23 protein-coding genes and 1 pseudogene are annotated in these 26,291 nt (G+C 70.6%); 9 read left to right on the forward strand and 15 right to left on the reverse strand.

All coding sequences use genetic code 11. The features are described from left to right. Positions 1–390: 390 nt before the first annotated feature. The 5 genes from IE231_RS10185 to IE231_RS10205 are packed head-to-tail and all read right to left on the reverse strand — an operon-like array spanning position 391 to position 3,898. On the reverse strand, positions 391–888 hold the full coding sequence (locus IE231_RS10185; RefSeq protein ID WP_189693863.1) for a hypothetical protein: 498 nt from the start codon (positions 886–888) through the stop codon (positions 391–393). Positions 889–940: 52 nt separating this feature from the next. Then, positions 941–1,363, reverse strand: a complete 423-nt coding sequence (locus IE231_RS10190; protein WP_189693864.1) for an ankyrin repeat domain-containing protein — start codon at positions 1,361–1,363, stop codon at positions 941–943. Then, the gene (locus IE231_RS10195) at positions 1,360–1,716 is read right to left on the reverse strand and encodes a DUF2750 domain-containing protein (RefSeq protein ID WP_189693865.1); all 357 of its coding nucleotides are present in this window, start codon (positions 1,714–1,716) and stop codon (positions 1,360–1,362) included. The genes IE231_RS10190 and IE231_RS10195 overlap by 4 nt, the downstream gene beginning before the upstream one ends. A 59-nt stretch (positions 1,717–1,775) precedes the next feature. Next, positions 1,776–2,636, reverse strand: coding sequence for a hypothetical protein (locus IE231_RS10200; protein WP_189693866.1), 861 nt, complete (start codon positions 2,634–2,636; stop codon positions 1,776–1,778). 26 nt (positions 2,637–2,662) lie between these two features. Next, positions 2,663–3,898: a virginiamycin B lyase family protein gene (locus IE231_RS10205; protein WP_189693867.1), complete on the reverse strand. Its 1,236-nt coding sequence runs from the start codon at positions 3,896–3,898 to the stop codon at positions 2,663–2,665. Positions 3,899–4,108: 210 nt separating this feature from the next. On the opposite strand from IE231_RS10205, the gene IE231_RS10210 reads away from it, so the two are divergent. After that, the gene (locus IE231_RS10210; protein WP_189693868.1) at positions 4,109–4,510 is read left to right on the forward strand and encodes a DUF4259 domain-containing protein; all 402 of its coding nucleotides are present in this window, start codon (positions 4,109–4,111) and stop codon (positions 4,508–4,510) included. Here IE231_RS10210 and IE231_RS10215 read toward each other — a convergent pair. Continuing rightward, positions 4,499–4,879 carry a DUF6572 domain-containing protein gene (locus IE231_RS10215; protein ID WP_189693869.1) on the reverse strand — a complete coding sequence of 127 codons (381 nt, stop codon included), beginning with the start codon at positions 4,877–4,879 and terminating at the stop codon, positions 4,499–4,501. The two genes, IE231_RS10210 and IE231_RS10215, sit on opposite strands and share 12 nt — an antisense overlap. Positions 4,880–5,298: 419 nt before the next feature. Between IE231_RS10215 and IE231_RS10220 the strand changes: the two genes are divergently transcribed. Next, positions 5,299–6,759 (forward strand): purine-cytosine permease family protein, encoded by a 1,461-nt coding sequence (locus IE231_RS10220; protein ID WP_189693870.1) that lies wholly within the window; start codon positions 5,299–5,301, stop codon positions 6,757–6,759. A 158-nt stretch (positions 6,760–6,917) separates the two neighbouring features. Here IE231_RS10220 and IE231_RS10225 read toward each other — a convergent pair whose 3' ends face one another. Then, positions 6,918–7,829, reverse strand: coding sequence for a ketopantoate reductase family protein (locus IE231_RS10225; RefSeq protein WP_189693871.1), 912 nt, complete (start codon positions 7,827–7,829; stop codon positions 6,918–6,920). A 132-nt stretch (positions 7,830–7,961) separates the two neighbouring features. On the opposite strand from IE231_RS10225, the gene IE231_RS10230 reads away from it, so the two are divergent. From IE231_RS10230 to IE231_RS10240, 3 genes are all read left to right on the forward strand, one after another. Beyond that, complete coding sequence (locus IE231_RS10230) at positions 7,962–8,849, forward strand: hypothetical protein (RefSeq protein WP_189693872.1); 888 nt, start codon at positions 7,962–7,964, stop codon at positions 8,847–8,849. Positions 8,850–8,935: 86 nt separating this feature from the next. Beyond that, the gene (locus IE231_RS10235; RefSeq protein ID WP_189693873.1) at positions 8,936–10,582 is read left to right on the forward strand and encodes a serine hydrolase; all 1,647 of its coding nucleotides are present in this window, start codon (positions 8,936–8,938) and stop codon (positions 10,580–10,582) included. Continuing rightward, positions 10,579–11,835, forward strand: coding sequence for a serine hydrolase domain-containing protein (locus tag IE231_RS10240; RefSeq protein WP_201896907.1), 1,257 nt, complete (start codon positions 10,579–10,581; stop codon positions 11,833–11,835). The genes IE231_RS10235 and IE231_RS10240 overlap by 4 nt, the downstream gene beginning before the upstream one ends. Here the strand turns inward: IE231_RS10240 and IE231_RS10245 are convergent. Then, positions 11,830–12,297, reverse strand: a complete 468-nt coding sequence (locus IE231_RS10245) for a hypothetical protein (protein ID WP_189693874.1) — start codon at positions 12,295–12,297, stop codon at positions 11,830–11,832. The genes IE231_RS10240 and IE231_RS10245 overlap by 6 nt on opposite strands. A gap of 205 nt (positions 12,298–12,502) precedes the next feature. On the opposite strand from IE231_RS10245, the gene IE231_RS10250 reads away from it, so the two are divergent. Beyond that, on the forward strand, positions 12,503–12,799 hold the full coding sequence (locus IE231_RS10250) for a hypothetical protein (protein ID WP_189693875.1): 297 nt from the start codon (positions 12,503–12,505) through the stop codon (positions 12,797–12,799). A 22-nt stretch (positions 12,800–12,821) separates the two neighbouring features. After that, positions 12,822–13,649: a phosphotransferase gene (locus IE231_RS10255; protein ID WP_201896908.1), complete on the forward strand. Its 828-nt coding sequence runs from the start codon at positions 12,822–12,824 to the stop codon at positions 13,647–13,649. Positions 13,650–13,895: 246 nt separating this feature from the next. Here the strand turns inward: IE231_RS10255 and IE231_RS18630 are convergent. The 5 genes and pseudogenes from IE231_RS18630 to IE231_RS10280 form a co-directional block, all read right to left on the reverse strand. Next, positions 13,896–14,123, reverse strand: a pseudogene (locus IE231_RS18630) (dioxygenase family protein); the annotation flags it as partial. 583 nt (positions 14,124–14,706) lie between these two features. After that, the gene (locus tag IE231_RS10265) at positions 14,707–16,644 is read right to left on the reverse strand and encodes an FAD-binding monooxygenase (RefSeq protein ID WP_189693877.1); all 1,938 of its coding nucleotides are present in this window, start codon (positions 16,642–16,644) and stop codon (positions 14,707–14,709) included. Between the two features lie 102 nt (positions 16,645–16,746). After that, positions 16,747–17,535, reverse strand: a complete 789-nt coding sequence (locus IE231_RS10270) for an IclR family transcriptional regulator (RefSeq protein WP_189693878.1) — start codon at positions 17,533–17,535, stop codon at positions 16,747–16,749. A 17-nt stretch (positions 17,536–17,552) separates the two neighbouring features. Next, positions 17,553–20,804, reverse strand: a complete 3,252-nt coding sequence (locus IE231_RS10275; RefSeq protein WP_189693879.1) for a beta-phosphoglucomutase family hydrolase — start codon at positions 20,802–20,804, stop codon at positions 17,553–17,555. After that, entirely contained in the window at positions 20,801–21,550 is a 750-nt protein-coding gene (locus tag IE231_RS10280; RefSeq protein WP_189693880.1) for an SDR family oxidoreductase, read from the reverse strand. The genes IE231_RS10275 and IE231_RS10280 overlap by 4 nt, the downstream gene beginning before the upstream one ends. A 77-nt stretch (positions 21,551–21,627) precedes the next feature. On the opposite strand from IE231_RS10280, the gene IE231_RS10285 reads away from it, so the two are divergent. Continuing rightward, complete coding sequence (locus IE231_RS10285; protein ID WP_229866688.1) at positions 21,628–22,854, forward strand: MFS transporter; 1,227 nt, start codon at positions 21,628–21,630, stop codon at positions 22,852–22,854. A gap of 78 nt (positions 22,855–22,932) precedes the next feature. On the opposite strand, the gene IE231_RS10290 is transcribed toward IE231_RS10285, so the two are convergent. Then, positions 22,933–23,637, reverse strand: coding sequence for a response regulator (locus tag IE231_RS10290; protein WP_189693882.1), 705 nt, complete (start codon positions 23,635–23,637; stop codon positions 22,933–22,935). After that, complete coding sequence (locus tag IE231_RS10295; protein ID WP_189693883.1) at positions 23,634–25,265, reverse strand: ATP-binding protein; 1,632 nt, start codon at positions 25,263–25,265, stop codon at positions 23,634–23,636. Before IE231_RS10295 ends, IE231_RS10290 begins: the two co-directional genes overlap by 4 nt. Positions 25,266–25,429: 164 nt before the next feature. Between IE231_RS10295 and IE231_RS10300 the strand changes: the two genes are divergently transcribed. Further along, the gene (locus tag IE231_RS10300; RefSeq protein ID WP_189693884.1) at positions 25,430–26,269 is read left to right on the forward strand and encodes an ABC transporter ATP-binding protein; all 840 of its coding nucleotides are present in this window, start codon (positions 25,430–25,432) and stop codon (positions 26,267–26,269) included. Positions 26,270–26,291: the final 22 nt, after the last annotated feature.

A 26,291-nucleotide genomic window follows, 5' to 3' on the forward strand; every position in this document is an offset into this window, starting at 1 on the left:
CCCATCCTCACAGGACTGCGAGCCCCTTCCATCCCAAGGGGACCACGCTCAAAGTCGAAGACCCCCGAAACGCGAGCCATCCCGCCGTGCCAGGAATCTGGGCGCCGGCCCCGTCCGCCCTGGTGATTCCCGCCGTCGTGCTTCCCGTGCCCCACGCCATCCATCTGCCGTTCCGGCAGCGGTAGGGGACCGTCCGCGGCTGGCCGCGGCCGCGCGTCACGAAGCAGTCGGAACGCCTCAGAGATTGACAGTGCGACCGAGCGCACTCATACACGCCGCCATTGACGAGGCCCGCTTCACCCGATTCCACAAGAAGGTCGTCGCCGCCTGCATGGGCCCGATCCTCGACGGCTACATCCCAGCGGACGTCGCCTGTAGGAGGCGGAGCCGTCACTCTGTCTCGGGCCCCTCGTGTTCGGGGCCAAAGTGGTCGAGTGCTGCCATCAGCGATGGGGATTCTTGGTTGGTCCTTCGCTTCACGAACTGGAGGACATCCCACACGGTCGGGCTACGGTCATGGTTGCTGTCGAGTGCCAGAATGGGGAGCCCCCAAGTGTCCACATTCCAGCGCCAGCCCGGCCGCTCGTCGCAGAGCAGGTCCCCGACGAAGTAGGCGACCTCGATCATAATCGGCCCGTTCACGTCGATCGTCTTCTCGGCTATGGCCCGGTCCAGGATATGGACCCCGTCTCTGCCCGTCAGGCGTAAGCCGTGGAGCGACGCCCATGCTGTCAGAAGGGGGTATTGGGCGATGCGCGCAAGGTCGAGAGTTCTCAGTGGGTCAGTGCTGTCGATGGGGCGGTAGACCCCCACCCGTTCGTTGGGGTGTTCGCCTCCATAGGGTCGCGGAAGCCGGGGGCGGTGCCGCTTTTCTCGACTGTGCTCCATGTCGTCAAGCTAGCAGCGGTATTCAGATCCCGGTGTCCTCGATCAGGGACTGCTATCCGGGGACGTCTGCGAAGTACTGCGCCACATCGTAGTTGGCGATGAGTCTTGCCAGGCCGACTGGGCTCTGGCCGCTCGCGTTTGCGTGCAGCGGATCGGCGCCATGGGCGCGAAGAAGGCCAATCAGCTCGCCCCGTCCCTTGGAGTTGAACACGGCCACCCACAACGGGGTGTCGCCGAAGACGTTCTCGGCATCCACCTTTGCGCCCGCCTCGATCAGTCTGGTGGCCGCTGCCGTGGCGAACTCCTGAGCCGCGAGGTGAAGCGGCGTGAAGCCTTGGCGGTCTGCTACATCGGGCGATGTCCGCCCGGCGAGCAGCCGCGCCACTGCCTTAGGGTCGTCTTCGAGCGCGGCGTAGTGGAGCGGCGAACGCCCCGCGGGGTCCGACACGCGCCTGGGCTCGCTCTCCGCGCTCATCCGGCGGCTCCGGCACAGAGGCGCGTGCGCACTTCAGCCGGCTTGAAGTCGAAGCCGGTGGCCCCGGTGCCGCTCCAGTTGAGGCCCAAGAGGATTTCGTCGCGCTCGAGTCCGTCGATCCACCGGGCCCTCCATTCCTCCAGGGGAATGGCCATCGGCTCGAAGCCCCGGTAGGCGGGCACGTTCGCGATGACCTTCTCGGCCCTGCTCCGGAGGGACCAGAAGGGCATCGCGCGGAGGCCGTGGCCGTTGGGCGGTGCCGGGATGCCGCCTGCGTCGCGGATTGCCCACACTTGGCCGGTCTTGACGATCTCCTTGTAGAAGGCAGCTGCCTGCGCTGCGCTGACGCTCATTCCGCCAGCCTATGTCCGGCTGACATGCCAGCTCGTAGCCGCAGGGAATGCGACGGAGGCTAGGCCTTGGGCTGTGGCGGGATCATGGCGCCGGTTCGGAGCTCGAAGCCGTTGGGCGCGTAGGCCCGGCCGAGGACTGGGCGGCTGTCCGGTTCGCGGACAAGCACGTTCCCGTGGCCGTCGCCGACGAGCCAGAGGGTCATCTGCATTCCTGGCCTCCCGCCCGTGAGCCCGGGCAGGGCGGAAGCGCGGCCCGAGAGCAGGAAGGTCCGCTCCTTGTTCTCGGCATCCAGCACCCACAGCCGGGCACTGACACCACCCTTGTAGATGGTGCGCGCGACGAATCGGACCGTCAGGGACCGCCACGGCTGAGCGCCGCCGGCCTTCCGGCCCCGCCGGAAGCGGACCAGAGCGAACAGCAGGTACACGGAGGCCCAGAGGACGGGCTGGGCCAGGAGGACAAGGGCGAAGCCGATGTCTCCCCACAGGGGGCGGTCGTAGCCGATGATGCGCACCGAGTCCGCGTCGGTGGGGTCCACAGTGACGGTGACGGCGCTTCGGACGGCCGGCAGCTCCCTGCAGGGTGCGAACCCGGAGAACATGACGGTACGCGGCTGGGGCGAGGAGGCGAGCTGGAGGTAGACCTCGCAGTGCGTCCCCTTGGCGTAGAACTCGTGGGTGCGCACCACCGTTGCCGCAGTGGCCGGCCAGTCCTCGTGGAAGGGCCTGGTCAGGAACCAGAAGCCCCCGCCCCAGGCGAGGACTGCCAGAAACGCGAGGACGATTGCCACCCGGAGCCGTACGAGGTGCCGGTGCCGCAGACCCGACTCCACCCACGCCGGGCCGTCCCCGGCGGGGCGCCCGTCAGAGACGAGTTCCAGATCCGGTGTGAGCGTCAGGAGTTCAGGATCACCGCCCATGCTGCCTTCCCCCTCTCGAGCAGGCACTACCCGCGACCATCCCCGGGGCGCGGCCGCGGCGCCTCTGGCATCGGCGCAGGCTGGGCCGCGGCTGAGCCCTGCGGGTGCTCGGGCAACGGGTCAGGGAAGCCCGCCGCGCTGCGGCGGCGTCTTCGCCTGCCTGTCGCGATGACCACGGCTGCTCCGAGGAGCATCGCGGCGGCTGCCCCGCCGAAGACGCCAGGAAGGAGGGCCGCAGAGGCATTGCCGTCGGGCGCGCCGCGGCTGCTGTCCGATGCAGGGCCTGCGTTGGGGACAGGTGCTCCGACCGCCGGGGCGGCCGCGGACTTGGCTCCCGGGTGGGTGAGGGCCGTCGGGAACACGGTGACGGAGCTGTCCTCGGTGTTGGTCACGATTGCCGACCCGTCGGGCTCGGCTGCGACGTGCCCGGGGTTGTGGTCGGTGGGCAGGAGCGTCGCGGTCTTCGCGCCGGGCCTGATCACTGAGAGGCCTTGGCTTTCGGAGAGGGCGTAGACCGTGCCATCCGGGCCGACCGCGACTTCCTTGGGCGAGTTCGCGACCGGGATCCTGTAGGCCACCGTCGTGCCTGCGGGCTTGATCACGGCGATCTCGTTCGCGGTGATGTCCGTGACGTAGACGGAGCCGTCGGGGCCGACCGCGATGCCGTGCGGGCTGTCCGTCCGGTCGGGGTTGGCGCTGACCCGGATGGTGCGGGAGGCGCTGGCACCGGGAGAGATGACCGAGACCGTCCCGCCTTCCTGGTTCGTGACGTAGGCGGTCCCGTCCTTACCGACTGCGATTTCCCTCGGCCCCTTGCCGACGGCAACCTCCCGAACTGGAGCCGACGCGCCCGCGGGGATGACGGAGACCGTGCCAGGAGCGTAGTTCGGGACGAAAACCGTCCCGTCGGGGCCGGCTGCGATCAGGTGCGCCCCGGCCGGGAGGGGGATAGCGCGGGCGACTTCACTGGCGCCCTTGAGGACAACGCCGATCTGCTCGTGATTCGCCACGGCATTCCAGCCCTCCGCGTACACGGTCCCGTCCGGGGCGACGGCGAGGCCGGAGACCTGGTAGCCAACGGCGATCACCCGGGACGGTGCCGACGCACCGGCAGGGAGGACGCTGACCCCGCCGCAGCACGCATAGTGGCCGACGTACGCCGTGCCCTGGGCGTCGACGACGACCTCGAGCGGGATCCTCGCAACCGGCACGTCGTTCCCGGAATCAGCCGACGACGACGCCGCCCCGGGAAGCAGGAACACCGCAGTGCAGATCAGACCCAGAACAGCGGAAAACCGCACCCCAACCCCCCAAGAACGTCGGCGGCCCCATAGCCGCCAAACCGCAGCATACTGCTAGCAGGTCAGCTGCCTTGCCGAACCAGTCCAGCTCCTTCTGCGCTCCGGGCCCACCAAGTCGGGTCCGGCAAAGGACGCTTTGCGGGCGGAGGCGCTTTCTTTAGACTCGCTCCCATGGGGGCTTGGAGTGCTGAACCGTTCGGGAACGACATGGCAGCGGATTTCGCTTGGGAACTCGAGGAGAGCCGGGACTGGGCCCGAGTCGAAGGGGCGCTGGCCGAAGCGCTTGTTGACGAGTGGCTGGATGCAGACACTGCGAGCGTAGCCATTGCTGCCGCCGAAATCGTCGCCCACGGGCTTGGGCGTCCGACGCAGTCGGACTCCTACACCCAGAGCGTGGAGGCATTCATTTCCCGCGTAGGCGCTCCACCCGCCGATCTTGTCGGGAAGGCAAAACAAGCTCTGACGGCGGCCGAGTCGCCAGACGGCGAGCTGAGTCAGCTCTGGGAGGAGTCCGGCCTCGCCGGCGACTGGGCGGCGGAGAACGCCCGGCTCATGGCGGCCCTAGGGGGCTAACGGACGCCACGAACCGATCGCTCTTGGATCCCTCTCCGGCCGTCGGTCGAGGACATTGACGACGAACCGGATGCCGTAGACGAGAAGGCGTTCCGTTGCGAGGTCAATAAGCTCTTGTGCCTGACGGCTCGGCACCCCTGCACAGTCCAGTTGGATGCGTAGGCCATGGCCCGCGGATTCCGGATACATGCGCAGCAAGCCCTCGTCGAGGGCGAACATCGCGTAGGTGTTGATCTTCTCCCGGAGCTGGGCGAGCTGCTCAGTCGAGTCCGACCATGGTCGTTGCTCGATCATGATGAGCGCGAACTCACCGCTCTCGGCGTGGTGGCTCACCAGATCAATCAGATTCGGTTCATGAACGCCTGCCATGTCGACCCTTCCGTGACTCCGCCTCGCGAACTGTATCGGATCCCCATCGGAACAACGCGGCGACCGTTGCCGCCGAAGACTGACTGGCGAGGCTCATACTGGCCGCACAAGGTGTTCGGGGCCTATCTGCCGGGGTTGAACGGTACCTGAGGCTCGTGGAGTCTATCGACGAGCAGAAGGTGGACTAGGGCAACCTCTCCACCCGCTCCCTTCGGATTCAGGTTGCACGCGGGTTTCTTCCAGTCTGTCTTCAGAATCGGCTCCTTTTGGTGCGCCCGGCCCGTTGGCCAGGCTCGATTTCTGGTGAATTGCACATCCCCGGCCGCGGTGTCCGTCGCGTATCTTGAATCGCCGGTGTTGCGCAAGGCACAGGGGCCCGCCCGGGCGCCGCACCGCAGGACACTCAAGAGGAGAACCGCATGACCAGCTCTACGGGTCAAGCCCAGGGCAGCCGGGGACTCGAAGTCCGCTCGATCGATTACGTGCCCCTCGACGAGCGGCACGGGAATGTCTCCAGCATCGGCCCGCTCTGGTTCATGAGCAACGCCCAGATCGCTACTCTGGCCGTGGGCCTCATCAGCATCACCACCGGTGGGAACCTCATCTGGTCGATGATTGCCATCGCGCTCGGCGTCCTGATGGGCACCCTGTTCATGGCCGCGCACTCATCCCAGGGCCCGCACCTCGGCCTGCCCCAGATGATCCAGTCGCGCCCCCAGTTCGGCTACGTCGGTGCCCTCCTGGTCTGGCTGTTCGCCTATCTGCAGTACGCCGGCTTCAACATCTTCAACACCGTCCTCGCCGGGCAGGCCATCGGGGCGTCCGTGCACGTGGGCTCCGACGGCATGTGGTTCTGGGTCGTGACCATCGTGGCGGTCGTCGTCGCGCTCTTCGGGTACGACCTCATCCACCGGGCAGAGCGCTACCTCACCTACCTCACGATCGCGATGCTTGTGCTCCTGACGGTCGCGGCCCTCACGCATCTCGAGGTGCCCGCCTCGACGTTCAACCTGGGCGACTTCCAGCTCGTGCCGTTCCTTGCCCAGCTCGGCGTGGCCGCCGGCTACCAGATCTCCTGGGCGATCTACGTCTCGGACTACTCCCGCTACCTGCCGCCCGCCACCGCCCGCCACACCTTCCGCTACACCTTCTGGGGCAGCGCCCTCGGGGGCATCTGGGTCATGTTCCTGGGCGCCTTCATCGCCGCCGCCGCGGGCAAGGACTTCGACACGATCCCGTCCATCGCGGACACAGCGGACAAGCTCTTCCCAGGGTTCGGCTCGATCGCCCTGGGGATCGCCGCCCTCGGCCTCGTTTCCGTGACCGCGCTGAACATGTACGGCGGATCGCTGACCCTCATCTCCTCGATCGACAGCCTGCGCAAGATCACGCCGACCCTGACCCTGCGCATCGTCACCATCGGCGTGACCGCGGCGATCTCCGTGGTGCTGGCCAATATTGCCTCCGAGGACTTCCTGGCCAATTTCAACGACTTCCTGCTGCTGGTCCTCTACTTCTTCATCCCGTGGACCGCAGTGAACCTCACCGACTACTTCATTGTGCGCAAGGGCCACTACGCCATTGCGGAGATCTTCAAGCCCAACGGAATCTACGGCCGCTGGGGCTGGCCGGGCATCATCTCCTACCTGGTCGGCTTCGTCGTGATGATCCCGTTCTTCTCGGCGGGCAAGCTGTTCGTCGGGCCGATCGCCGAGGCGCTCGACGGCGCCGACCTCTCCCTGTTCATCGGTCTGCCCGTCTCCGCCGTCCTCTACTGGCTCCTCACCCGCAAGGTCGATGTGGCCGAGGAGACTAGGCTCGCCGAAGCGGAGTACGCCGGTCTGGATGCCGCAGCGCACAGGCACACGCTGATCGAGTAGAGGGGCCGGGAGGTGCCGGCCTCAGCGGGGACCGCATCAAGGGATTGGCCACAAAGCCGCCTGTGTGCGCCTGTGTATCTTGTGCGTCTTGTGTTTCTTCGCAGAATCGGCGCGGGTGCCGACTGGTGCTACGGCAAGCACACCCAGGCCGAGGAGCGCTAGCCCCGCGCCATCGCCTCACGGTGGGTGCGCAGCTGGAGGAGAGCGGCGTCGAGGAGCGGCGTGGCCACGCCGAGCGCCCGGGCGCGGGCTGCCATGCCGCCGATGATGTGCTCGGCCTCAGCCGGGTCGCCGTGCTGGAGGTCGCGGTACAGCGAGGACGTGAAGGACGAGCCGGGCTCGGTGAGCATGGCGGCGTTCTGCCCGTGGCTCTTCTCGCTCACCGGGTGGCCGGCGGCCCGCGCCACGTCCTCCGTCTCGGCGATGGCCCTCAGGATGTGCTCCTCGCCCCCGGCGGCGAGGATGTCGCCGATGGTGCCGCGGAACAGGCACGTGATGACGCCGGCGGACGCGATGAAGGCCCACTTCTCCCACAGCCGCGTCTCGACGTCCTCATCCACGCTCAGCCGGATGCCCGGAACGTCGAGCGCCTCGCGGACCTCGTCAGGCACCTGCGCCCCGTGGAACGGGCCGATGGTCATGGTGCTCAGCGGGGTCATCTGGACCGCAGCTCCGGCCTCGTCCACGGTCGCCACGATCTTCACGAGCCCGCCCAGCACGCGGCCGGGGTAGGCCCGCTCGAGGGCGTCGAGGTGGTCCATGCCGTTCAGGAGCGGCAGGACCAGCGTGTCCGGTCCGATCGCCGGCGCCGCCGCGGTGAGGACGCTCGGAACGGCCGGGGCCTTCACCGCCACGATGACAAGGTCATAGTGGTCGCCGGGTTTGATCTGCGTGAGGGCGCGGACCCGGTGGGTGCGCTGCCCGTCGGGCGCCCGGAAGGTGAGGCCGTCGCGGTCCAGGGCCTCGGCCCTGCGCGGGCGCACCAGGAACGTGACGTCGCGCCCGGCCTCGATGAGACGCGTTCCGAAGGCTCCGCCGGTCGCACCGGCGCCGATGATCAGGATCCTCACGGTGCAGGAGTCTATCGGTGCGCACGACGCCGGGTGCGCACCGCAGCGGCCCGGCCTCCCGGCGTCGTGCGCACCGCGTCATGAGGAGGGTCTTCTTTGCCCCCGGCGCCCCCGCCCGGGACAATGAAGAGCATGCCTATCACTCCACCGGGCCTGGCCCTGGCGATGCGCCTTGTCGCCGCGGGCATCCCCGACGGACTTGCCGCCGTCCTCGCCGAGACGTGCACCGTTCGGCCGGAGAAGCGGACGGGTGAGGCCGGGGCGTGCGTGGTCGACCAGGCCGCGGCCCTGCAGGTCGTGGAGTGGCTCGAGGCCCAGCTGGGGCCCGGCGCTTCGACCCGCGACGCGGTGGTGGCCATGCTCGGCGCCGGCGCGGTGCTGTTCGGCGCCGAGGAGTCCGGCCGTCTCGTGCTCAAGCACGTGCCCGCGGCCGCCGAGGCGATCGAGGAGATGTCGCGCGAGTCCGAGGAGGCGGCGGGCCAGGACCCGCTCGTGTCCGTGGAGGCCCGGGCCGAGCCCCTCATGCTCCGCGCTGCCCTCGAGCGGGCCGCAGCGACGGACCCCCGGTTCGACCACGAGCTCTACATGGACGAGTCCGTCCTGCTGCCGGGCTTCCTCCTCGTCACCCGGGAGGACGGCGAGTCCGTGGAGCTCAACGGAGCGCTCGTGAGCACCCCGGGCGGATTCGTGTTCGTGCTCACCGACAGCATGCTCTCCGGGGCCACGGCCGGTCTGGTCCCGCCGGGGGAGCTCGATCAGGGGGCGCTGGTCTTCGGCCTCGACCAGCTCGTGGGTGCCGTGTTCTTCGCCCCCGTGGTCCTGGACGGACTCGGGGCGTGGGAGGGCGTGGATTTCGGCCCGTCCCCGGACGGCGAGCTCTACGCGCACTTCGAGGTGCGCAACCACGCCCTCATCAGCGTCTGCATCGCCTACTCCCAGCTGCCGGCGAGCAAGCAGGACATCCTGCTGCGCCGCTTCGAGACGATCGCCGAGCGCGTGGACGCGGTGCTGCGGGGATAGACGCACTGCGGGGATAGACGCGCTGCGGGGAGAGACGGGACCTAGGTCTATTCCCCAGCACTCCGGCGCCCTCGTAGCGTCGGACCATGCGCACCCCTCAGACGCCGCCCGGGCGGCGGACCATGCTCAAGGCCATCGGAGCCGGAGCAGCCGGCGTAGCTGCCGCCCCGTTCATGTCGGCGTGCACTGCCGCGCAGCCCGCCGGCGTCGCCTCACCCTCGCCGTCGCTCCTCCCAGCGCCGGAGAGCCAGCCTGCGCCCCTTCTGACCGGGCCGAAGGTCAACGATGCCGTGGGGAAGCTGGACGGCATCGTGCAGGCGGCGATGTCCGGCACCGGTGTGCCGGGCGTCGCCGTCGGGGTCGTCTACCAGGACAAGGTCGTGTACCTCAAGGGCTTCGGGGTGAAGGAGGCAGGGAAGCCAGACAAGGTGGGACCCGATACGGTGTTCCAGGTTGCCTCGGTGTCCAAGCCCATCGCGTCGACCGTCATCGCGGCCCTCGTGGGGCGCAAGGCCCTGCAGTTCGCCGACCCGCTCATCAAGCACAATCCACGGTTCGCGCTCAGCGACCCCTACGTCACCCAGCACGCGACGTTCGAGGACCTGCTCTCCCACCGAGGTGGCCTGGCCACCGGGGCGGGGGACCTGCTCGAGGACCTCGGCTTCGATCAGGCCTACATCCTCGCCCACCTCAGTCAACAGCCGCTGGATGCCTTCCGCGCGAGCTACAACTACAGCAACTTCGGCTACACCGAGGCCGGCGTGGCCGCGGCGGCCGCGATGGGCAAGCCCTGGGAGGACGTGGCGGACGAGGTGCTGTTCACGCCGCTGAAGATGGCCTCGACCAGCTACCGCCACGCCGACTACCTGAAGGCCTCAGACCGGGCGCTCCTGCATGTCCGGGATGGCCAGGGCTGGGTGGCCAAGTACAGCCGCGACCCCGACGCCGAGGCCCCTGCGGGAGGCGCGAGCTCCTCCGTGCGCGACCTCGTCGAATGGATCCGGCTCCAGCTGGGGAACGGCACCTACGGCGGCCAGACGGTGGTGGATGCGAAGGCGCTCGCGGCCACCCACGTCCCGCAGATCGTCTCGGGGCCGCCCTCGGGGCCGACAGCCCGGACCCACTTCTACGGCATGGGCTGGAACGTCGGCTACGACGCCCAGTCGCGGCTCCAGCTCAGCCACTCCGGGGCCTTCAACCTCGGTGCCGCAACCTCGGTGGCCATGCTCCCAGGCGAGCAGCTCGGCGTCGTGGTCCTCACCAACGGGCAGCCGGACGGCATCCCCGAGGCGATCAGCAGCGGCTTCCTCGACGTGGCCCAGAACGGTGCCCCCACCGTCGACTGGCTCCCGTTCACCCAGCGCGCGTTCCAAGGCATCCGTGACGCGGACAAGCCCGCGGTCGACTACTCCAAGCCGCCCGCCCAGACGGCCCCGGCCAAGCCCTCTTCGGCCTACACAGGCACCTACGCCAACTCGTACTACGGCCCGATCACGGTCGCGGACGACGGCGGTTCCCTCGCCTTCCGCATGGGCCCCGAGGCCAGCCCCACCACGTTCCCGCTCACCCACTACACCGGTGACACCTTCACCTTCGCCTCCATCGGGGAGAACGCCAACGGCCTGGCCGGTGCAATCTTCACGGTCGACGGCGCCGGGCCTTCCTCGAGCGTCCGGCTCGACTACTACGACACCCGCGGCCTCGGGACGTTCACGCGGAAGGGGCAGCCGTGACGCGCCCGAGTCGGGCACCGCTGGTCATCACCGCGCTCAGCGCCGTGATGCTCGCGCTCGGCGCCTGCACCCCCGCCCCCGCCCAAGGGGAGAGCACGACGTCGGCCGCGAGCCCGCCGTCGTCCGCGGATCCCCAGCTTGCAGCGAGGGTCCGGACAATCGTCACCGACACGATGGCGAAGGACCACCTCAACGCGGTGATCGTGCGGGTGACGGTCGGCGGCCAGCCCGTCATCACCGAGGCGTTCGGGGAGTCCATGCCGGGCGTCCCCGCCACCGCGGACATGCACTTCCGCAACGGGGCCGTCTCGATCTCCTACATGTCCACGGCGCTGCTGCAGCTGGTCGATGAGAAGAAGGTGAGCCTCGACGACAAGCTCGCGACCTGGCTCCCCGACATGCCCCACGCAGGGGAGGTCACCCTCGGACAGCTCGCCCAGATGACGTCCGGATACGCCGACTACGTGCAGGACCCGGGCCTGATCGGCTCGTTCTACGACAACCCGTTCCGCACATTCACGCCCGAGGAGCTCGCCTTCATCGGCGCCTCCAAGCCGCTGTTCTACACGCCGGGGACAAACTGGGACTACGCCCACACCAACTACGTGCTGCTCGGCCTCGCCCTCGAGAAGATCACCGGGCAGCGCCTCGACGCGCTCCTGGAGCAGAAGGTGCTGGGACCACTGGGACTCAAGGAAACCCACGATCCGGGCACCCCGGCCATCCCCGAGCCCGCCCTCCACGCCTACACCTCCGAGCGCCGTCCCCACCTCGGGATCCCGGCCGCAACCCCCTTCCTCGAGGACTCCACGTACTGGAACCCGTCCTGGACGCTCGCCCGGGGCGCCATCGAGACCACCACCATCACGGACATGGCCACGACAGCGGACGCGATCGGCTCGGGCCGGCTGCTCTCGCCGGAGTCGCACGCCCTCCAGGTCAGCACCGCGCTCCGAGGGAAGACCCACGCCGTCGACGGGTGCCCCACCTGCTTCGCTCAAGGAGAGGGCTACACGTACGGGCTCGGCGTGGTGATCAGCGGCAACTGGCTCCTGCAGAACCCGATGTTCGCCGGCTTCTCCGCCGTGGAGGCCTCGCTGCCGTCGAAGAAGATCGCCATCGCCGTCGCGGCCACCTACAAGGCGGAGGCCTTCGACGCCAAGGGCGAGACCCCGAACCGCGCCCAGGACCTCTTCCGCCTCATCGGCGCGGCCGCAGCACCCGACGACGCGCCGCCGGTCCCGAAGTCATAGCCCCGGCCGCTGGGCAGCCGGGACCTGCGAGCTATCCCGCGCGGCCTTCCGCCACCTCGCCCAGGCCGCAGCCGCAGCGAGCACGGCCGCGAGCGCACCCGCACCCGCGAGCCACCAGCCCACCACCGGGACGCAGGAGGCCAGCACCGAGGCGAGGAGGAAGTAGGGGACGGTCCCGAGGCCCTCGCTGAAGCCCCGCACCGGAAGGGCGACGGCGATCGCGAACCACAGCAGCGCGGCCGGCCACACCGTCGCGGCGTACGCAGAGCCGATGCCGACGCAGACCGCGGAGGCGACGAGCGTCGTCGTCCACCAGTCCCGCCCGTGCCCGCGGCGCTTCTTCGCGGGCGCCTCCCTGCCGTCCACGACGGACGCCATGACGTCTGCGGCGACGCGGGCGACGGGCCGCACGAAGAGGCGGTGGGCAAGGCGGAAGATCACGTGGAGTCCCAGGGCGGTCAAGGTCTGAGGGGCACTGCCGGACGGCAGGCGGGTGCCGAACGATGCTATCGCCCCATGGGGAGCCGTGCCGGAACAACTGGCCCGTGCCGGGACAACAACTGGCCGCCGCAGGGACTGGCAGGGCCCGCGGCGCAATCCGTAGGCTAGGCGGCAAGCGCCCCGGCCAGATGCCGGGCCGCCACGGATACTGCGAAGGGGTCTGACGATGACGAAGACGCACGTCCACGAGAGCCACACGGTCACGGAGCACGAGCACGGTGACGGCTGCGGCCACGAGACCGTCCAGCACGGCAACCACGTCGACTATGTGCACGACGACCACCACCACTTCCTCCACGGCGACCACTACGACGAGCACGAGCACGTGGCCGAGCACAACGCCCAGGACCACAAGCACCAGCCCGGCTGCGGCCACGAGGAGGTCCAGCACGGCGACCATGTGGACTACCTCCACGACGGCCACAAGCACGCCGAGCACGAGCACCACTACGACGAGCACTGAGGACCCGCTGCCGGGGTTTCAGGTGCCTGGGTTTCCGCTGCCCGAGGTGCCGCTGCCGGGGGGAGACGTGACCGAGGGGATCGTGCGCGCCGGGGACACGGTGCGGCGTCCGCTCGGTCCCCATTCGCCGCTGGTCCACGCCGTCCTGGCCCACCTCGAGGCCGTCGGGTTCGAGGGCGCGCCTCGGTTCCTCGGGACCGACGAGCGCGGCCGGGAGGTGCTCACCTTCATCGAGGGCGAGGTGGCCGGCCGGCCGCATCCCGCCTGGCTCGCGGATGATTCCCGCCTCGCCTCGGTCGCGCGGCTGCTGAGGGCGTACGACGACGCCGTGGCCGGCTTCGCGCCCCCTGCCCACCTCCTCGAGGGGGTTGCGCCGCCGGACCTTCCGGGCCTGCCGCCCGAACCCGAGCCGCCTCCTGGAGCCGAGGTCTTCATCGGCCACCTCGACGTCACGCCCGAGAACGTCGTGTTCCGCGATGGTCAGGCCGTGGCCCTCATCGACTTCGACCTGGTCCGGCCCGCGACCCGCCTCGACGAAGTGATCAACCTGTGCTTCCACTGGGCCCCCCTCTCTCCCGAGCAGGACCGCAGCGAGCCACTGCGGGGAGTCGACGCCGTCGCCCGTACCGGCCTTGCCGCCGATGCGTACGGTCTCGACGCCGCGTCCCGCCGGGCGTTCGTGCCGACGGCCGTCCGGCGCACCGAGCGGTCCTGGCACCTCATGCGCCACCGCGCCCAGACGCTCGGAGGCGGCTGGGCGCGGATGTGGGAGGACGGCGTGGGGGACAAGATCCAGCGCCGGCTCGTCTGGCTCGAGGCCGAGGGGGAGCGGATCAGGGCGGCCCTCTGACCTCACCCCGTTGCGGGGTCCCGTCCCGCCGGTTGCGGGGTCCCGTCCCGCTCGTTGCGAGGTCCCGTCCCGCTGGTGGAGGGCCACCATGAGAGGACGGATCACGCCTCGGCGGGGCGAGAACAATGTCGAAGCCGGTGCGGGCCCAGTCAGTGTCGAGGCGGCGGCCGTCAGGCGTGGGGTTCCGGCGGGCTGGTGGGGGAAGTCCTTGATGAGGGATTCCTTGACGCTGAAGACGGAGCCGCCGATGCCGATCTGGGGGTCACCGTTGACGAAGATGTGCGTGACGAGGGTGCGCATGCCGGGGGCGGTGACCATGAAGTGCAGGTGCGGGGCGCGCACGAGGAGGCGGCCCACCGCCTCGAGCATCTTGCCCACCGGCCCGTCGTGGGGGATTGGGGTACGGCGTCGGCGTGAGGCCCCAGAAGGTGTACCTCCCTCAGAGTCGGAGAACAGGCGGGCCCGCCAGGCGATGCGTCCGTCGGTGTACTGGACGTCGTTGAAGCCCTAGTCGTCGGCTTCCCAGACCTCGATGCGGGCCCCGGGGACGGGGTGGCCGTCTGTGTCGGTGACGGTGCCCTCGACCCAGCAGGGCTGGCCCTGTGCGCCGCCGGCGACGTCCCCCACCGACGGGGATCTCGGGGGCGTCGTTGACGAAGAACAGCATCGGCCGGCTCCGCATGCGCCCACGGATCGAATCGACGAACCCCCGTTAGGCGGTGACCACGGCCACCCCGGCGCGGTCGGCTAAGGCAGCGATGCCACTTCGGTCCCTTGACGGAGTGTTGTGCCAGCGACCCCGCAACGTGCCGGCAGGGACCCCGCAACGTGCCGGCAGGGACCCCGCAACGTGCAGGCAGGGACCCCGCACCGTGCCGGCAGGGACCCCGCAACGTGCCGCCAGCGACCCCGCAACGTGCCGGCAGGGACCCCGCAACGGGCAGGCAGGGACCCCGCACCGTGCCGCCAGCGACCCCGCAACGGAAGGCGGGCCCCACCGCGTGTGGTGGGGCCCGCCGTCGTGCGCCGAAAGGGGGTGTGCGCTAGACCGGGAAGGTCAGACGAGCGCCGCCGCCGGCTGCATGAACGCCGCGAAGAAGTCCGAGAGCTCGGCGTGCGCGTCGAGCGGGAGGACGGCCGCGACGTACTGGTCCGGGCGGACCACCACGATCGCGCCGCGCTCGCGGTCGATCCCGCGCTCGTCGAAGATGTCGCGGCCGCCCTTGAGGTCCGGGGTGAACACCTTCTCGTAGTCCTTGAGCCCGAACGGGCCCTTGGCGGGGCGGAAGAACGCCGGGAGCGCCTCGACCTCGAGCTCGCGGTGCTCCTGCTGGAGCACGGCGCGGACGTCGAACACGGCGTCCGGGTCGGCGCTGTCGGGCGTGAAGCGGCGCACCGGGGAGTCCGCCGACTCGCCGAGGAACGCCGCGAGCTGCGCGATGCCCGAGTCAGGCGAGGTCGGATCCCCGGCGCCCGCGAAAGCGTAGATCCGCCAGCGGCCGTCCGCCTGTGCCACGTGGCCCAGGCCCAGCGGCTTTGCGTCGGCGAGGCGGACCACCGGCGCGGAGTAGAAGCGCTGCCCCACGGGGAAGCCCGTGGCCACGGACTGGTGCTCAGCCGAACCGGTGAGCAGGCCCGGGGTGTACTCGGTGGCGAACCCGGCGGTGAACCGGCCGGCCTCGGTGAACATGCGCTGCTTCTCCGCCGGATCCACGCCGCCCAGCTCGGGGTGCGCCGGATCCGTCGGGTGGGCGGCCATCATGGTCGAGAAGCGCAGGTCGAAGTCGATGAGCTCCTGCGCGATCACTCGGCGCTCCTCGGCGTACGTGTCCAGGAGCGACTCGGGGCTGCGGCCCTCGAGCACGGCGGCGAGCTTCCAGCCGAGGTTGAAGCCGTCCTGCATCGAGACGTTCATGCCCTGGCCGGCCTTCGCGGAGTGCGTGTGGCACGCGTCGCCGGCGATGAACACGCGGGGGGTGCGGGTGCCGCGCTCGGCGTCGAGCACGTCGTCGAACCGGTCCGCGATCCGCTGGCCCACCTCATACACGCTCCACCACGCGGTCGACTTGACCTCGAGGGTGTACGGGTGGAGCGCCTTCTGCGCCGCCGCGACGATCGAGTCGAACGTGAACCGCTTCCGCGCGTCGCGGTCTGCCGGGTCGAGGTCGCCGAGGTCCACGTAGAACCGCACGAGGTACCCGCCCTCGCGCGGGATGATCAGGAGGTTGCCGCCGGCCGGCGACTGCACGACCGACTTGAGCCGGATGTCCGGGAAGTCGGTGACCGCGAGCACGTCCATGACGCCCCACGCGTGGTTGCGCGCGTCGCCGCGCAGCTCGATCCCGAGCGACTTCCGCACCGCCGAGCGGGCGCCGTCGCACCCCACCACGTACTTGGCGCGCACGACGGCGGTGTCCCCGCCTTCGCGCTGGAGCGTGGCCTCAACGGGGTGGTCGCCGCCGTCGGGAAGGACCTTCACGCCCGTCACCTCGACGCCGTACTCCGGCTCGAGCCGCGAGGGCGAGGTGCGCATCTTCTCGAGGAGGTACTCCTGCATGCGGGCCTGGTTGACGATCACGTGCGGGTACTCGGAGAGCCCGTCTGCCACGTCCTGGACGCGGCCGGTGCGCGTGATGCCCGCCGTGCTGCCGCCGTGTGTGCCGTCCGGACCCCAGAACGTCGCCTCGTTGACCCAGTACCCCTCGCGCACGAGCTTCTCGGCGAGGCCGAACGCATTGAACATCTCGACGGTGCGGCAAGCGACGCCGTCCGCCTGGCCGATCTCGAGGGGACCGCCGCGGCGTTCCACCACGCGGGTGGTGATGTGCGGGAACTCGGCCAGCTGGGCGGCCAGGACGACGCCCGCCGGGCCGGTGCCGACGATGAGGACGTCGACCTCCTCGGGCAGGACCCCGGTGCCGGAGGGCTCGATGCCCGGCGCTGCGGGGTAGTTCTCAGGGTCTCCGGGACGGTAGCCGTCAAGGTAGAACTGCACGGGATGCTCCTCAAAAGTGTTCACGGGCCACGTTGCCCTGCTTGATAGAGGGTAGTGACCGTGGTCACCCATCCTGCAAAGAGATTCTGTTATGCAGAAGGATCAGAAACTGGGCTCGTGTTCGAGCTCCCGACCGATGGCCTCGGCGGCCCTGCGCAGGGCCGCGACGGTGTCGGGCTGCTCGAGGAGCGGGGCCCGCGAGATCGGGGCGCTCAGCGTCACGGCGAGGACGCCGGGGCGCTGCGGGAGGGCCACCGCCGCTCCCATCGCCGCGATCTCGGGCTCCGTGCGGCCCAAGTTGAGCGAGTACCCCCGCGCCCGGGTGGTGGCGAGTTCCTCGTGCAGCTCGGCGAGCTCCGCGGGCTCGAGGCGGTGGCCGCCGAGCTGGGCGCCGCGGCCGGTGTAGAGCTGGTCCACGGTGGCCTGGGGGAGCGCGGCGAGCGCGGCGCGGCCCCCCGAAGAGGTGCGGGCGGGCAGGATCGTGCCCGTGCGGTTGCCGACGCGCAGTAGCTGCGGGCCCTCGACGCAGTGCAGAAACCGCACCGTCACCCCGACCCGCTCCACGAGGTTCACGGTCTCCCGGGATTCGGCAGCAAGCGCCTCGAGGTGGGGGCGCGTGCGGGCCACGAGGGCGCGGATGCGCGCCCGGCCGGCGTCGCCGGCGAGGACCGGCCCGGCACAGTAGCGGCGCTGGTCGTCCTGGAGGGCGAAGCCGCGGTAGGCGAGCGTGGACATGAGGCGGTGCGCAGTGGAAGGTGCAACGCCGAGCTCCCGCGCGGCGTCCGCGATCCGCACCCACTCGCGCTCCTGGAGGAGCGTGATCAGCTGGAGGGCCTTATCCACCGAGTCGATCGCGTACTCGGGCCGCTTCACGATGCGGATGTTCTGCACAACAGAATGCTAGCCGATCAGCTCTCCAGCGTGAAGTGGCAGCTGGCCCCTGCGGCGAGCAGCGCCTCGTGGGCGCCGACGCGGATCCGGACCGGCGCGGCGTCGCCCGGCGCGGCAGCAAGCGCGAGCTGTGCCGGGGTGAGCGTCACATCGAGGAGCTGGTCCCGGTAGCGGACGCGGAAGCCCACCGAACAGACCTCGCGCGGCAGCCGCGGCGCGAACACAAGCGCGTCCCCGGTGAGGCGCATGCCGGCGAAGGTCCGCTGCACCACATCGATCGAGCCTGCCATCGCGCCCAGGTGGATGCCCGTCTGCGTGGTCCCGCCCTGCGTGTCGTCGAGGTCCGCGTCGAGGACGTCCCGGAAGGTGTCCCAGGCCTGTTCGGGGTCTGTGAGGGCCAGGACCGAGGCGTGGGCCACGCGGCTCAGGGTCGATCCGTGTGCGGTTCGTGCCAGGTAGTAGCCGACCGTGCAGTCCAGCTGCTCGGCCGTCACGCTGTAGCCCAGCCGTGCCAGTACGGCGAGAAGCTCCTCCTGGCCGAGCAGGTACAGGAGCATGAGGGTGTCGGCCTGCTTGGCGAGCCGGTACCGGTTGGTCGTGTCCCCCTCGGCCTCGAGGATCAGGTCTAGGCGCTCGATGTTGCCGTACCGGGCGCGGTACGCGTCCCAGTCGAGCTCGGCGAGGTCCCCGTACCCGGCGAACTGGCTGATGATGCCGTCGCCGTGGAACGGCACCGCCATCCTTCGGCCCAGATGCTCCCAGCGCTCCAGCTCCTCCGGCCGGATCCCGAGGCGCGCCACGAGGTCGTCCCGGTCATGCCCCTGCAGGGTGGAGAGGCACCGGCAGGCCCGCTCGCACAGCCACGCGGCCATGACGTTGGTGTACGCGTTGTCGTCCAGCCCGGGCTCTGCGCGGCCGGGGTAGCCGGTGTGGTACTCGTCGGGGCCCATCACGCCGCGCACATGGAAGCGGTCGGCAGCGGCGTCGTGCTCCGCGAGCGAGGCAAACAGCCGCGCCACCTCGACGATGAGCTCAGCGCCGTGGCGCAGGAGCCAGAACCTGTCCTGCGTCGCCTCGAAGTACTGCCACGCGCTGAAGCCTACGGCGAGCCCCACGTGGCGCTGCAGCCGGGAGACGTCCGGGATCCAGTGGCCGGAGCGGCGGTTGAAGATCCAGCGGGGCGTCTCCTCGCGACCGTCGCTGCCGCTCTGCCACGGGAACAGGGCCCCCTCCAGTCCCGCCTCAGCGGCTGCCCGGCGCGCGGCGGGGAGGCGCCGCCAGCGGTAGGCAAGCAGCGAGCGGGCCACCGCGGGAATGCGGGAGGTGATGAGCGGGAGCACGAACAGCTCGTCCCAGAACACGTGCCCCCGGTAGCCCTCGCCGTGCAGCCCGCGGGCGGGGACGCCCACATCGAGCTCCTCGACGAACGGAGCCAGCGTCTGGAGCACGTGGAACACGTGCAGGTTCAGCACGGGCTGGACGTCCACGGAGGCATCCAGACGCACCGTGAACAGGCGCAGCAGGCGCTCCCACGCCGCGCTGTGCTCGGCGAGCAGCGCGGCGAAGGTCCGCGGTGCGCGGTCGATCGCGTCGAGCGCGCCGGTCAGCGCCGACGAGACGGCGTGGTCGCGCGAGGTCGCGTAGCCGGCCGTCTTGGTCACCCGCACGGGAGTGCTTCGGCGCAGCGGGAGCGTGAACTGCCGGTAGTGCAGCGATCCCACCCTTCCGGCGTACGACGCCGGGTCCTCGCCCTCCGCCGTGCCCTCGACTGTGTGGCGCAGCGCCACAGCGATCCGGACCAGGCTCTGGAGCGTCTCCGCCTCGGCCACGAGGTCCGCGGGAGCAGGATCCATCCCCGGCGGCGTCACGTCGCGCAGGTGCACGTGGGCAAGGAGCGCGTCCTCGAGGACGTTCTCGTTGGCCACGTCCAGGTCGACGCCGCTGCGCAGCTCGACCTCCCCGTCCCAGCCCTCGGCCGTCACCGTGGTCTCGAGCGCCATGAGGTGCGGTGCCGCCATCGACACGAGGCGGCGCTGGAGAAGGCGGAGCCGCCGCCCGGCGTCGTCCTCGAGAACCGCCTCCCGCCGGAGCGTCGCATGCGCGAGGTCGAGCCTGCGGCGCTCGTGCCGCAGCCTGAGCCCGCCCTCGGACCACCAGCGGCCCCCCGGGGTGCGCAGGTCGAGATGGAGCCAGTTGGGGGCGTTGACCATGTGCTCGTCCTCGGCCTCCAGGCCGTGGACGAGGCTCACCACCCGGTTGTACACCCCACCGAGGTACGTGCCGGGGTAGCCGGGGCCGCTGCGCCGGCTCTCGGGCGCGGCGCCGCGCACCCCGATGTAGCCGTTGCCGAGCGTGGTGAGGGCCTCGCGGTGGCCCTCGTGCTCGGCGTCGGAGCCCCTGTAGACCAGCGTCCACGGGTCGGCGAGGACAAGGCCGAGGTCGAGCTCGCCCAGGTCGTGCAGCACGAGGGTGGCGCCGGCCTCCTCGAGCTGCGCCCGGCGCGTGCCGGTGCGGTCGATCCCGACCACGAGGCCGAACTTTCCGCGGTGCGCCGCGAGGACTCCCGCCTCCGCATCCTCGACCACCACCGCGCGGGACGGATCGACGCCGATGCGGCGCGCCGCCTCGAGGAACACGGCCGGCTCCGGCTTGCCGGGCAGTCCCAGCCGGGCGGCCTCGACGCCGTCGAGCACGAGGTCGAACGAGTCCGACAGCCCCGCCGCCTCGAGCACCCTGTGGGCGTTCCGGCTCGCCGTCACCACGGCCACCGGGATGCCGCCGGCCCGCAGGCGCATCACGAGGTCAACGCTCTCGGGGAAGACGTGGACGCCGTCGGCCGCGAGGTGCCGCAGGAACAGGGCATCCTTGCGCGCCGCGAGTCCCCGGACGGTCCACCGCTCGGGAGAGTCCGCATCCTCGCCGCGCGGCAGGTGGATGCCGCGGGACCGCAGGAACTCCGCCACGCCCTCCTCGCGCGGCCGTCCGTCCACGTGCTCGAGGTAGTCCGCGTGCGCGAACGGCTGCGTGTCCGCCTCCCGCGGCAGACGCGGATCCTGCAGGGCCGCGTCGAACAGCTCCCGCCAGGCAGACTCGTGCACCGCGGCGGTGTCCGTCACGACGCCGTCGAGGTCGAAGATGACGGCGCCGAAGGGGGGCTGCAGGGCCCGGACGGTGGGGGAGCGGCCGTTGGTGGAACGGATCGTGGAGGAACTGCCTGGCGCCGCGCTGCCGCTCGCTCCGGCCCCGCCGTCCCGGCTGGCGGGTGTCATCCCGCGCGCCGGCCGGCGAGCCAGCCCGTGGCGTTCGGGCCGAGGATCTCCGCGCCCGCGGGGGCGAGCAGCGCGCCGTCCGAGAACGCCGGCAGCGGCGGCGCCACCACGGTGACCGGGCGGGGGTCATGCCGCGCGGCGAGGATCCGGCGCACGAGGTCGGGCAGGCGGACGGGCTCGGGCCCCGCAATGGTGACGTCCCGCGCCCTCCGGCGCTCCGCCTCGCGGACCAGGACCTCGGCGACCGAATCGACCGCGATGGGCTGCACGTACCAGTCCTCGACCGTCACGCCTGCGTCGCCGTAGGAGACGGCGCTCGAGGACTCGGCGAACTCGAACCACTGCGCCGAGCGCACCACGGAGACCTCGAGCCCGCTGTCGCGGAGGTACTCCTCCTGGTCCCGCTTGGCCACGTAGTAGCCGAACGCGTCGAAGGCGGGCTTGTCGATGTTGGCGATGCTGAGGACCACGATCCGCCGCACCTCCGCATCGACGCACGCGTCGGCGAGATTCCGGGCCGAATTCACGACGGCGTCGAACCGGCTCATGCTCGGATCCGGCGGTGTGGGGCTGGACGCGTCGATGGCGACGTCCGCGCCGTCGAGCGCCTCCGCCAGCCCCACGCCGGTGACGAGGTTGACGCCCTCGCCGCGCGTCAGCAGGACAATCTCGTGGCCCCGCTCCTGGGCAAGGGCCGCCACCCGCGAGCCAGCCGTGCCCGTGCCGCCTACCACCGCGATCTTCATGAAGCCAAGCCTAGGGCCGGGGTCCGGTGATCGGGCGCAGTCGAGAGGTGCGTGGTCTGACCGATACCCTCGGACGAGTGATTCGAGAACTCCGGACCCAGGACGCAACCCCCGCCAATGCCCCGTCCCGGCGCCGGCTTGCCTTCCTCGGGGTGTGCCTGGTGCTCATCGGGTTCAACCTGCGGACCGCATTCTCGAGCTTCGCAGCAGTGCTGACCGAGATCAGGGCGAGCGGGTCCGTGCCGGAGTGGGCGATCTCCCTCCTGACCACCGTTCCCGTGACCCTGCTCGGCGTCTTCGCGCCCCTTGCGCCGGTCCTGGCGCGGCGGTTCGGACCCAAGCGCGTGCTGCTCGGTGCGATGGCCGTGCTGACGCTGGGGCTGTTCATCCGGCCCAGCGAGTGGGGCCCGGCCGGACACCTTCCCGGGCTCATCCTCGGCACAGCCCTGTGCGGGGCAGCGATCGCCCTGTGCAACGTGATCCTCCCGAGCGAGGTGAAGCAGGACTTCCCCCACCGCCTCGGCCTCATGGGCGGCCTCTACACGGCCGCGATCGTGGCCTCCGCCGCCTTCGGCGCCGGCTTCACGTACCCCGTCTACCAGGCCACCGGCTCCTGGAACGCGGCGCTGCTCTTCTGGGCGTTCCCCGCGCTCGCGGTGACCCTCCTGTTCGTGGTCGTGGCGGTGCGCGCCAGGCCCGTGCGCCGCGCGGCGGAGCATGGCGGCGCGAATGTGTGGCGGTCGCGCACCGCGTGGCACGTGACCCTGTACATGCTGTTCCAGGCGATGACGTCCTTCAGCGTGTTCGCGTGGCTCTCCCCGATCCTGCGCGAGCGGGGCATCGACGGCGCCACCGCGGGCCTCATGGTCTCGGCGTCGATCGTGCTGCAGGTGCTGGGCTCGCTGTTCGCCCCCGTGCTGGCCGCACGCTTCTGGGACCAGCGCGCCTTCAACGTCACGCTCGCCGTCATGACCTCGCTCGGGTTCGCGCTGAGCGTGCTGGGCCCGATCGAGCTCGTCTGGGTGTGGATCGCGCTCCTCGGCCTCGGCCAGGGTGCCCTGACGGCCGCGGCGCTGACCCTGATCATGCTGCGCACGCGGGACGCCCGCACCGCCGTGAACCTCTCGGGCATGATGCAGGGGGTCGGGTACGGAGTCGGGTCCACGGGCACCCTGCTCGTCGCGGCGATCCACCAGGCCACCGGCGCCTTCACCCTTGCCGGGTATGCCTTCCTGGCCATCGGTGTGGGTGCCTCGGTGTTCGGCTACCTGTCGGGGCGCCGCCGGACCGTCGGCGAGGACTGAGACGCCTCCCACCTGCCTCCCCCCGCCTCCCGCCCGGAAATGTTGAGTTGAGCAGGGTGCGAGCCCCCGCCACCCTGCTCAACTCAACATTCGCGGGGGGCGGTAGGTGTTGACCGGGCGGCCGGTAGCCCCGTACTCGAGGTGCAGCGTCAGCCGCCCCTTGCGTTCGAGCTCGCTGAGGTACCGCTGCGCCGTAGGACGGGAGATCCCGATGAGGTCCGCCACGTCCTGGGCCCCGAGCGGGCGCTCCGCGGCGAGGACGGCCTCGAGCACCTTCTGCATCGTCGGCGGGAGCCGGCGCGCCGAAGCGCCCCCGGGAACGGAGGACGGCGGCGCCCCGCCGCGCTGCGTCGCGAACAGTGCGTCCACGTCGGTCTGGCCCGTGATCCCCGTGAGGCTCCGGGACTCCGCGTCCGCGCGCCACCGCCGGTAGGCGGCGAGCTGCTCCGCGAGCTGGTCGAACCCGAACGGCTTCACGAGGTAGTGCACGGCCCCGCCGCGCATTGCTGCCCGGACGGTTGCGACGTCCCTCGCGGCCGTGATGATGATGACATCCACGTCCTCCCCGGCCTCGCGCAGCGAGCGCAGGAGCGAGATGCCGTCCTCGTCCGGCAGGTAGACGTCCAGCAGGAGCAGGTCCGGGCGATCGCGGGCGATCGCCGTCCGGGCCGCGGCGGCCGTGTGGGCCTCGCCGACGCACTCGTAGCCCGGGACCTTGGCGACCTGCGCCGCGTGGAGCCGCGCCACCCGATAGTCGTCGTCGACCACGAGAACCCGGATCATGCCCTCTCCCCGCCCTTCCCTGCACCCGCCGGCGCCCCGGGGATCCAGACCTCGAACCGCCCGCCGGGACCCGGGAACACGTCCATGGTGCCACCGGCGCGCCGCACGATCCGCGCCACGAGCGCCAGCCCGATGCCACGGCGCATCCCGGCCCGCTGGTGTCCGGGCCTGTCCGCCTTGGTGGTGAAACCGTCGCGCACGACGTCGTCCACCGCCTCCGCGGGGACGCCCGGACCGGTGTCGGTCACCCGCACGAACACCCCGTCCGCGTCGTCGAGGACGAGCACGACCTCGCGGTCCCCGGAAAGGCCCGCGACGGCGTCGATCGCGTTGTCGAGGAGGTTCCCCACGATGGTGAGGAGGTCCTCGGCCGCTACCGCGGGCTCGCGGAGGCGGGACTCCTCGGACACCGTCACGCGTACGTCCTGCTCGGAAGCAACGGTGATCTTGGCCAGGATGAGGGCGGCGAGCTCAGGCGGTTCGATCCGGCCCCGCAGCCCCTCGCCCAAGGAGCGGGAGGTGTCCGCGATGCCCGAGATGAAGGTCCGGGCCTGCTCCGCCTCGCCGAGGTCCAGGAGTCCGCCCACCGTGTGGAGCCGGTTGGCGTACTCGTGCTCCTGGGCCCTCAGTGCATCCATGAGGCCCTCGAGAGAGCGCAGGTCCCGCATGAGTGCCTCGGTCTCGGTGCGGTCGCGCAGGGTCACGACGGCGCCCACGCTCCGGCCGCCCACGCTCACCGGCATGCGGTTGGCCACGAGGAGGGAATCGTCGGTGATGACGGACTGGTCCGCGCCGGCCGCGTCGCCGGTGAGCACGTCCCGCAGCCGTCCCGCGGGGATGAGCTCCTTCACGGGCTTCCCGAGCGCGCTGTTCTCCAGATGCAGCAGGCGGCGCGCTTCGCCGTTGATGACGGTGACGCGGCCCGCGTCGTCGAGCCCCACCATGCCCTCGCGGATGCCGTGCAGGAGTGCCTCGCGCTCCTGCAGGAGCGAGGCGATCTCGGACGGCTCGAGCCCGAACGTGGCCCGCTTGATCGCGCGGGCCAGCAGGAACGAGCCCGCCGCTCCGAGGCACAGGATGAGGGCCGAGTAGGCGGCGATCGTGCCCGCGTCGCTCAGGAGTTCCGAGGTGACGGTGGTCTCCAGGATGCCTACCGAAACCTGGCCGATCACCGCCCCGGTGGCGTCGACGACGGGCGCCTTGGCGTTCGCCGAATCCCCGAGGCTGCCCGGATCGGTGCCCAGGTGGGCCTTGCCGTCGAGGACCGCGACGGGCTCCTCGAGCTTCTTGCCGATGAGCGAGGGGGTGGGGTGCGAGAAGCGCACCCCCTCCCGGTCCGTGACCACCACGTAGTCCGTCTGCGCGTGCGTGCGCACCTGTTCCGCGATCGCCTGGATCCGGTGCTCCGGGTCCCGGGTGGCGAGGTCCGCGGCGATCTCAGGCATCTGGGCCACGGACTCGGCCACGCCAAGGGCCCGCAGGCGGAACTGGTCGTCCAGCGTCTGGCCGGTGAGGCGAGCGGAGACGAGGCCGCCCAGGCCGACGGTCGCCAGGAGGAGGCCCAGCACCCAGACGAGGATCTGCGAGGCGAGGGGCCGAGCCCGCCACCACCCTGTGGCCGCCCTCATCGCGAGGCCGCGCTCGAGTGATCAAAAGGCTCAGAACATGAATGAACGCTAATAACCCTCGCAAGATTCGCAAGCGTGGTCTCGGCGACCATCCGCTTTCTACCGTGGAGGCCGTCGATGTGATTCAGCTCACCGGACATGTTGAAAGGATCTACCACAAAGCCATGAATGTCATGAAATCGAATCCGCCCCCTGAGGATTCCGGATCGCGTATTGAGATCAATGGCCTGACGAAGAGGTACCTCACGCCCAAGGGCGAGACGTTCACCGCCATCCGGGACGTCACCCTCTCCGTGGAGCCGGGCCAGTTCTGCTCGATCGTGGGCCCCACGGGCTGCGGCAAGTCGACGACGCTTGCCCAGGTTTCAGGGCTGGAGCACCCCAGCGAGGGCACCGTCCGCGTGGGCGGGCACCGGGTCGAGGGTGTCACGAAGGGCGTCAGCTACATGTTCCAGGCGGACGCGCTGTTCCCGTGGAAGAGCGTGCTCCACAACGTCATGATGGGGCCCGTCCTGCTCGGGACCCCCAAGCGCCAGGCCACAGAGCTGGCCCGCGACTGGCTGCGCCGGGTGGGCCTCGCCGGCTTCGAGGACCGCTACCCCCACCAGCTCTCGGGCGGCATGCGCAAGCGCGTGGCCATGGCCGCGGCGCTCATCAACAGCCCGCGCATCCTGCTCATGGACGAGCCCTTCGGAGCGCTGGACGTGCAGACCAAGGCGATCATGCAGAACGAGCTGCTCAAGCTCTGGGAGGAGCTGCGGCCCTCGGTCCTCTTCATCACCCACGACCTCGACGAGGCCGTCGCCCTCTCCGACCGGGTGGTGATCATGACCAGCAGTCCCGGGTCGGTGAAGGACGTCTTCGACATCGACCTTCCGCGGCCGCGCGGGAACGTGCAGGAGATCCGCCACGAGGAGAGGTTCCTCGAGCTGCAGGGGCGCATCTGGGAGTCCCTCAAGGACGAGGTCACCCGCGCCTACGCCGCGACAGCAGGTGCAGCATGACAAGTCTGGCCCGCGAGGAGAC

Origin of the sequence: Sinomonas cellulolyticus, assembly GCF_014656475.1 — a bacterium.
Classification (GTDB): Bacteria; Actinomycetota; Actinomycetes; order Actinomycetales; family Micrococcaceae; genus Sinomonas; species Sinomonas cellulolyticus.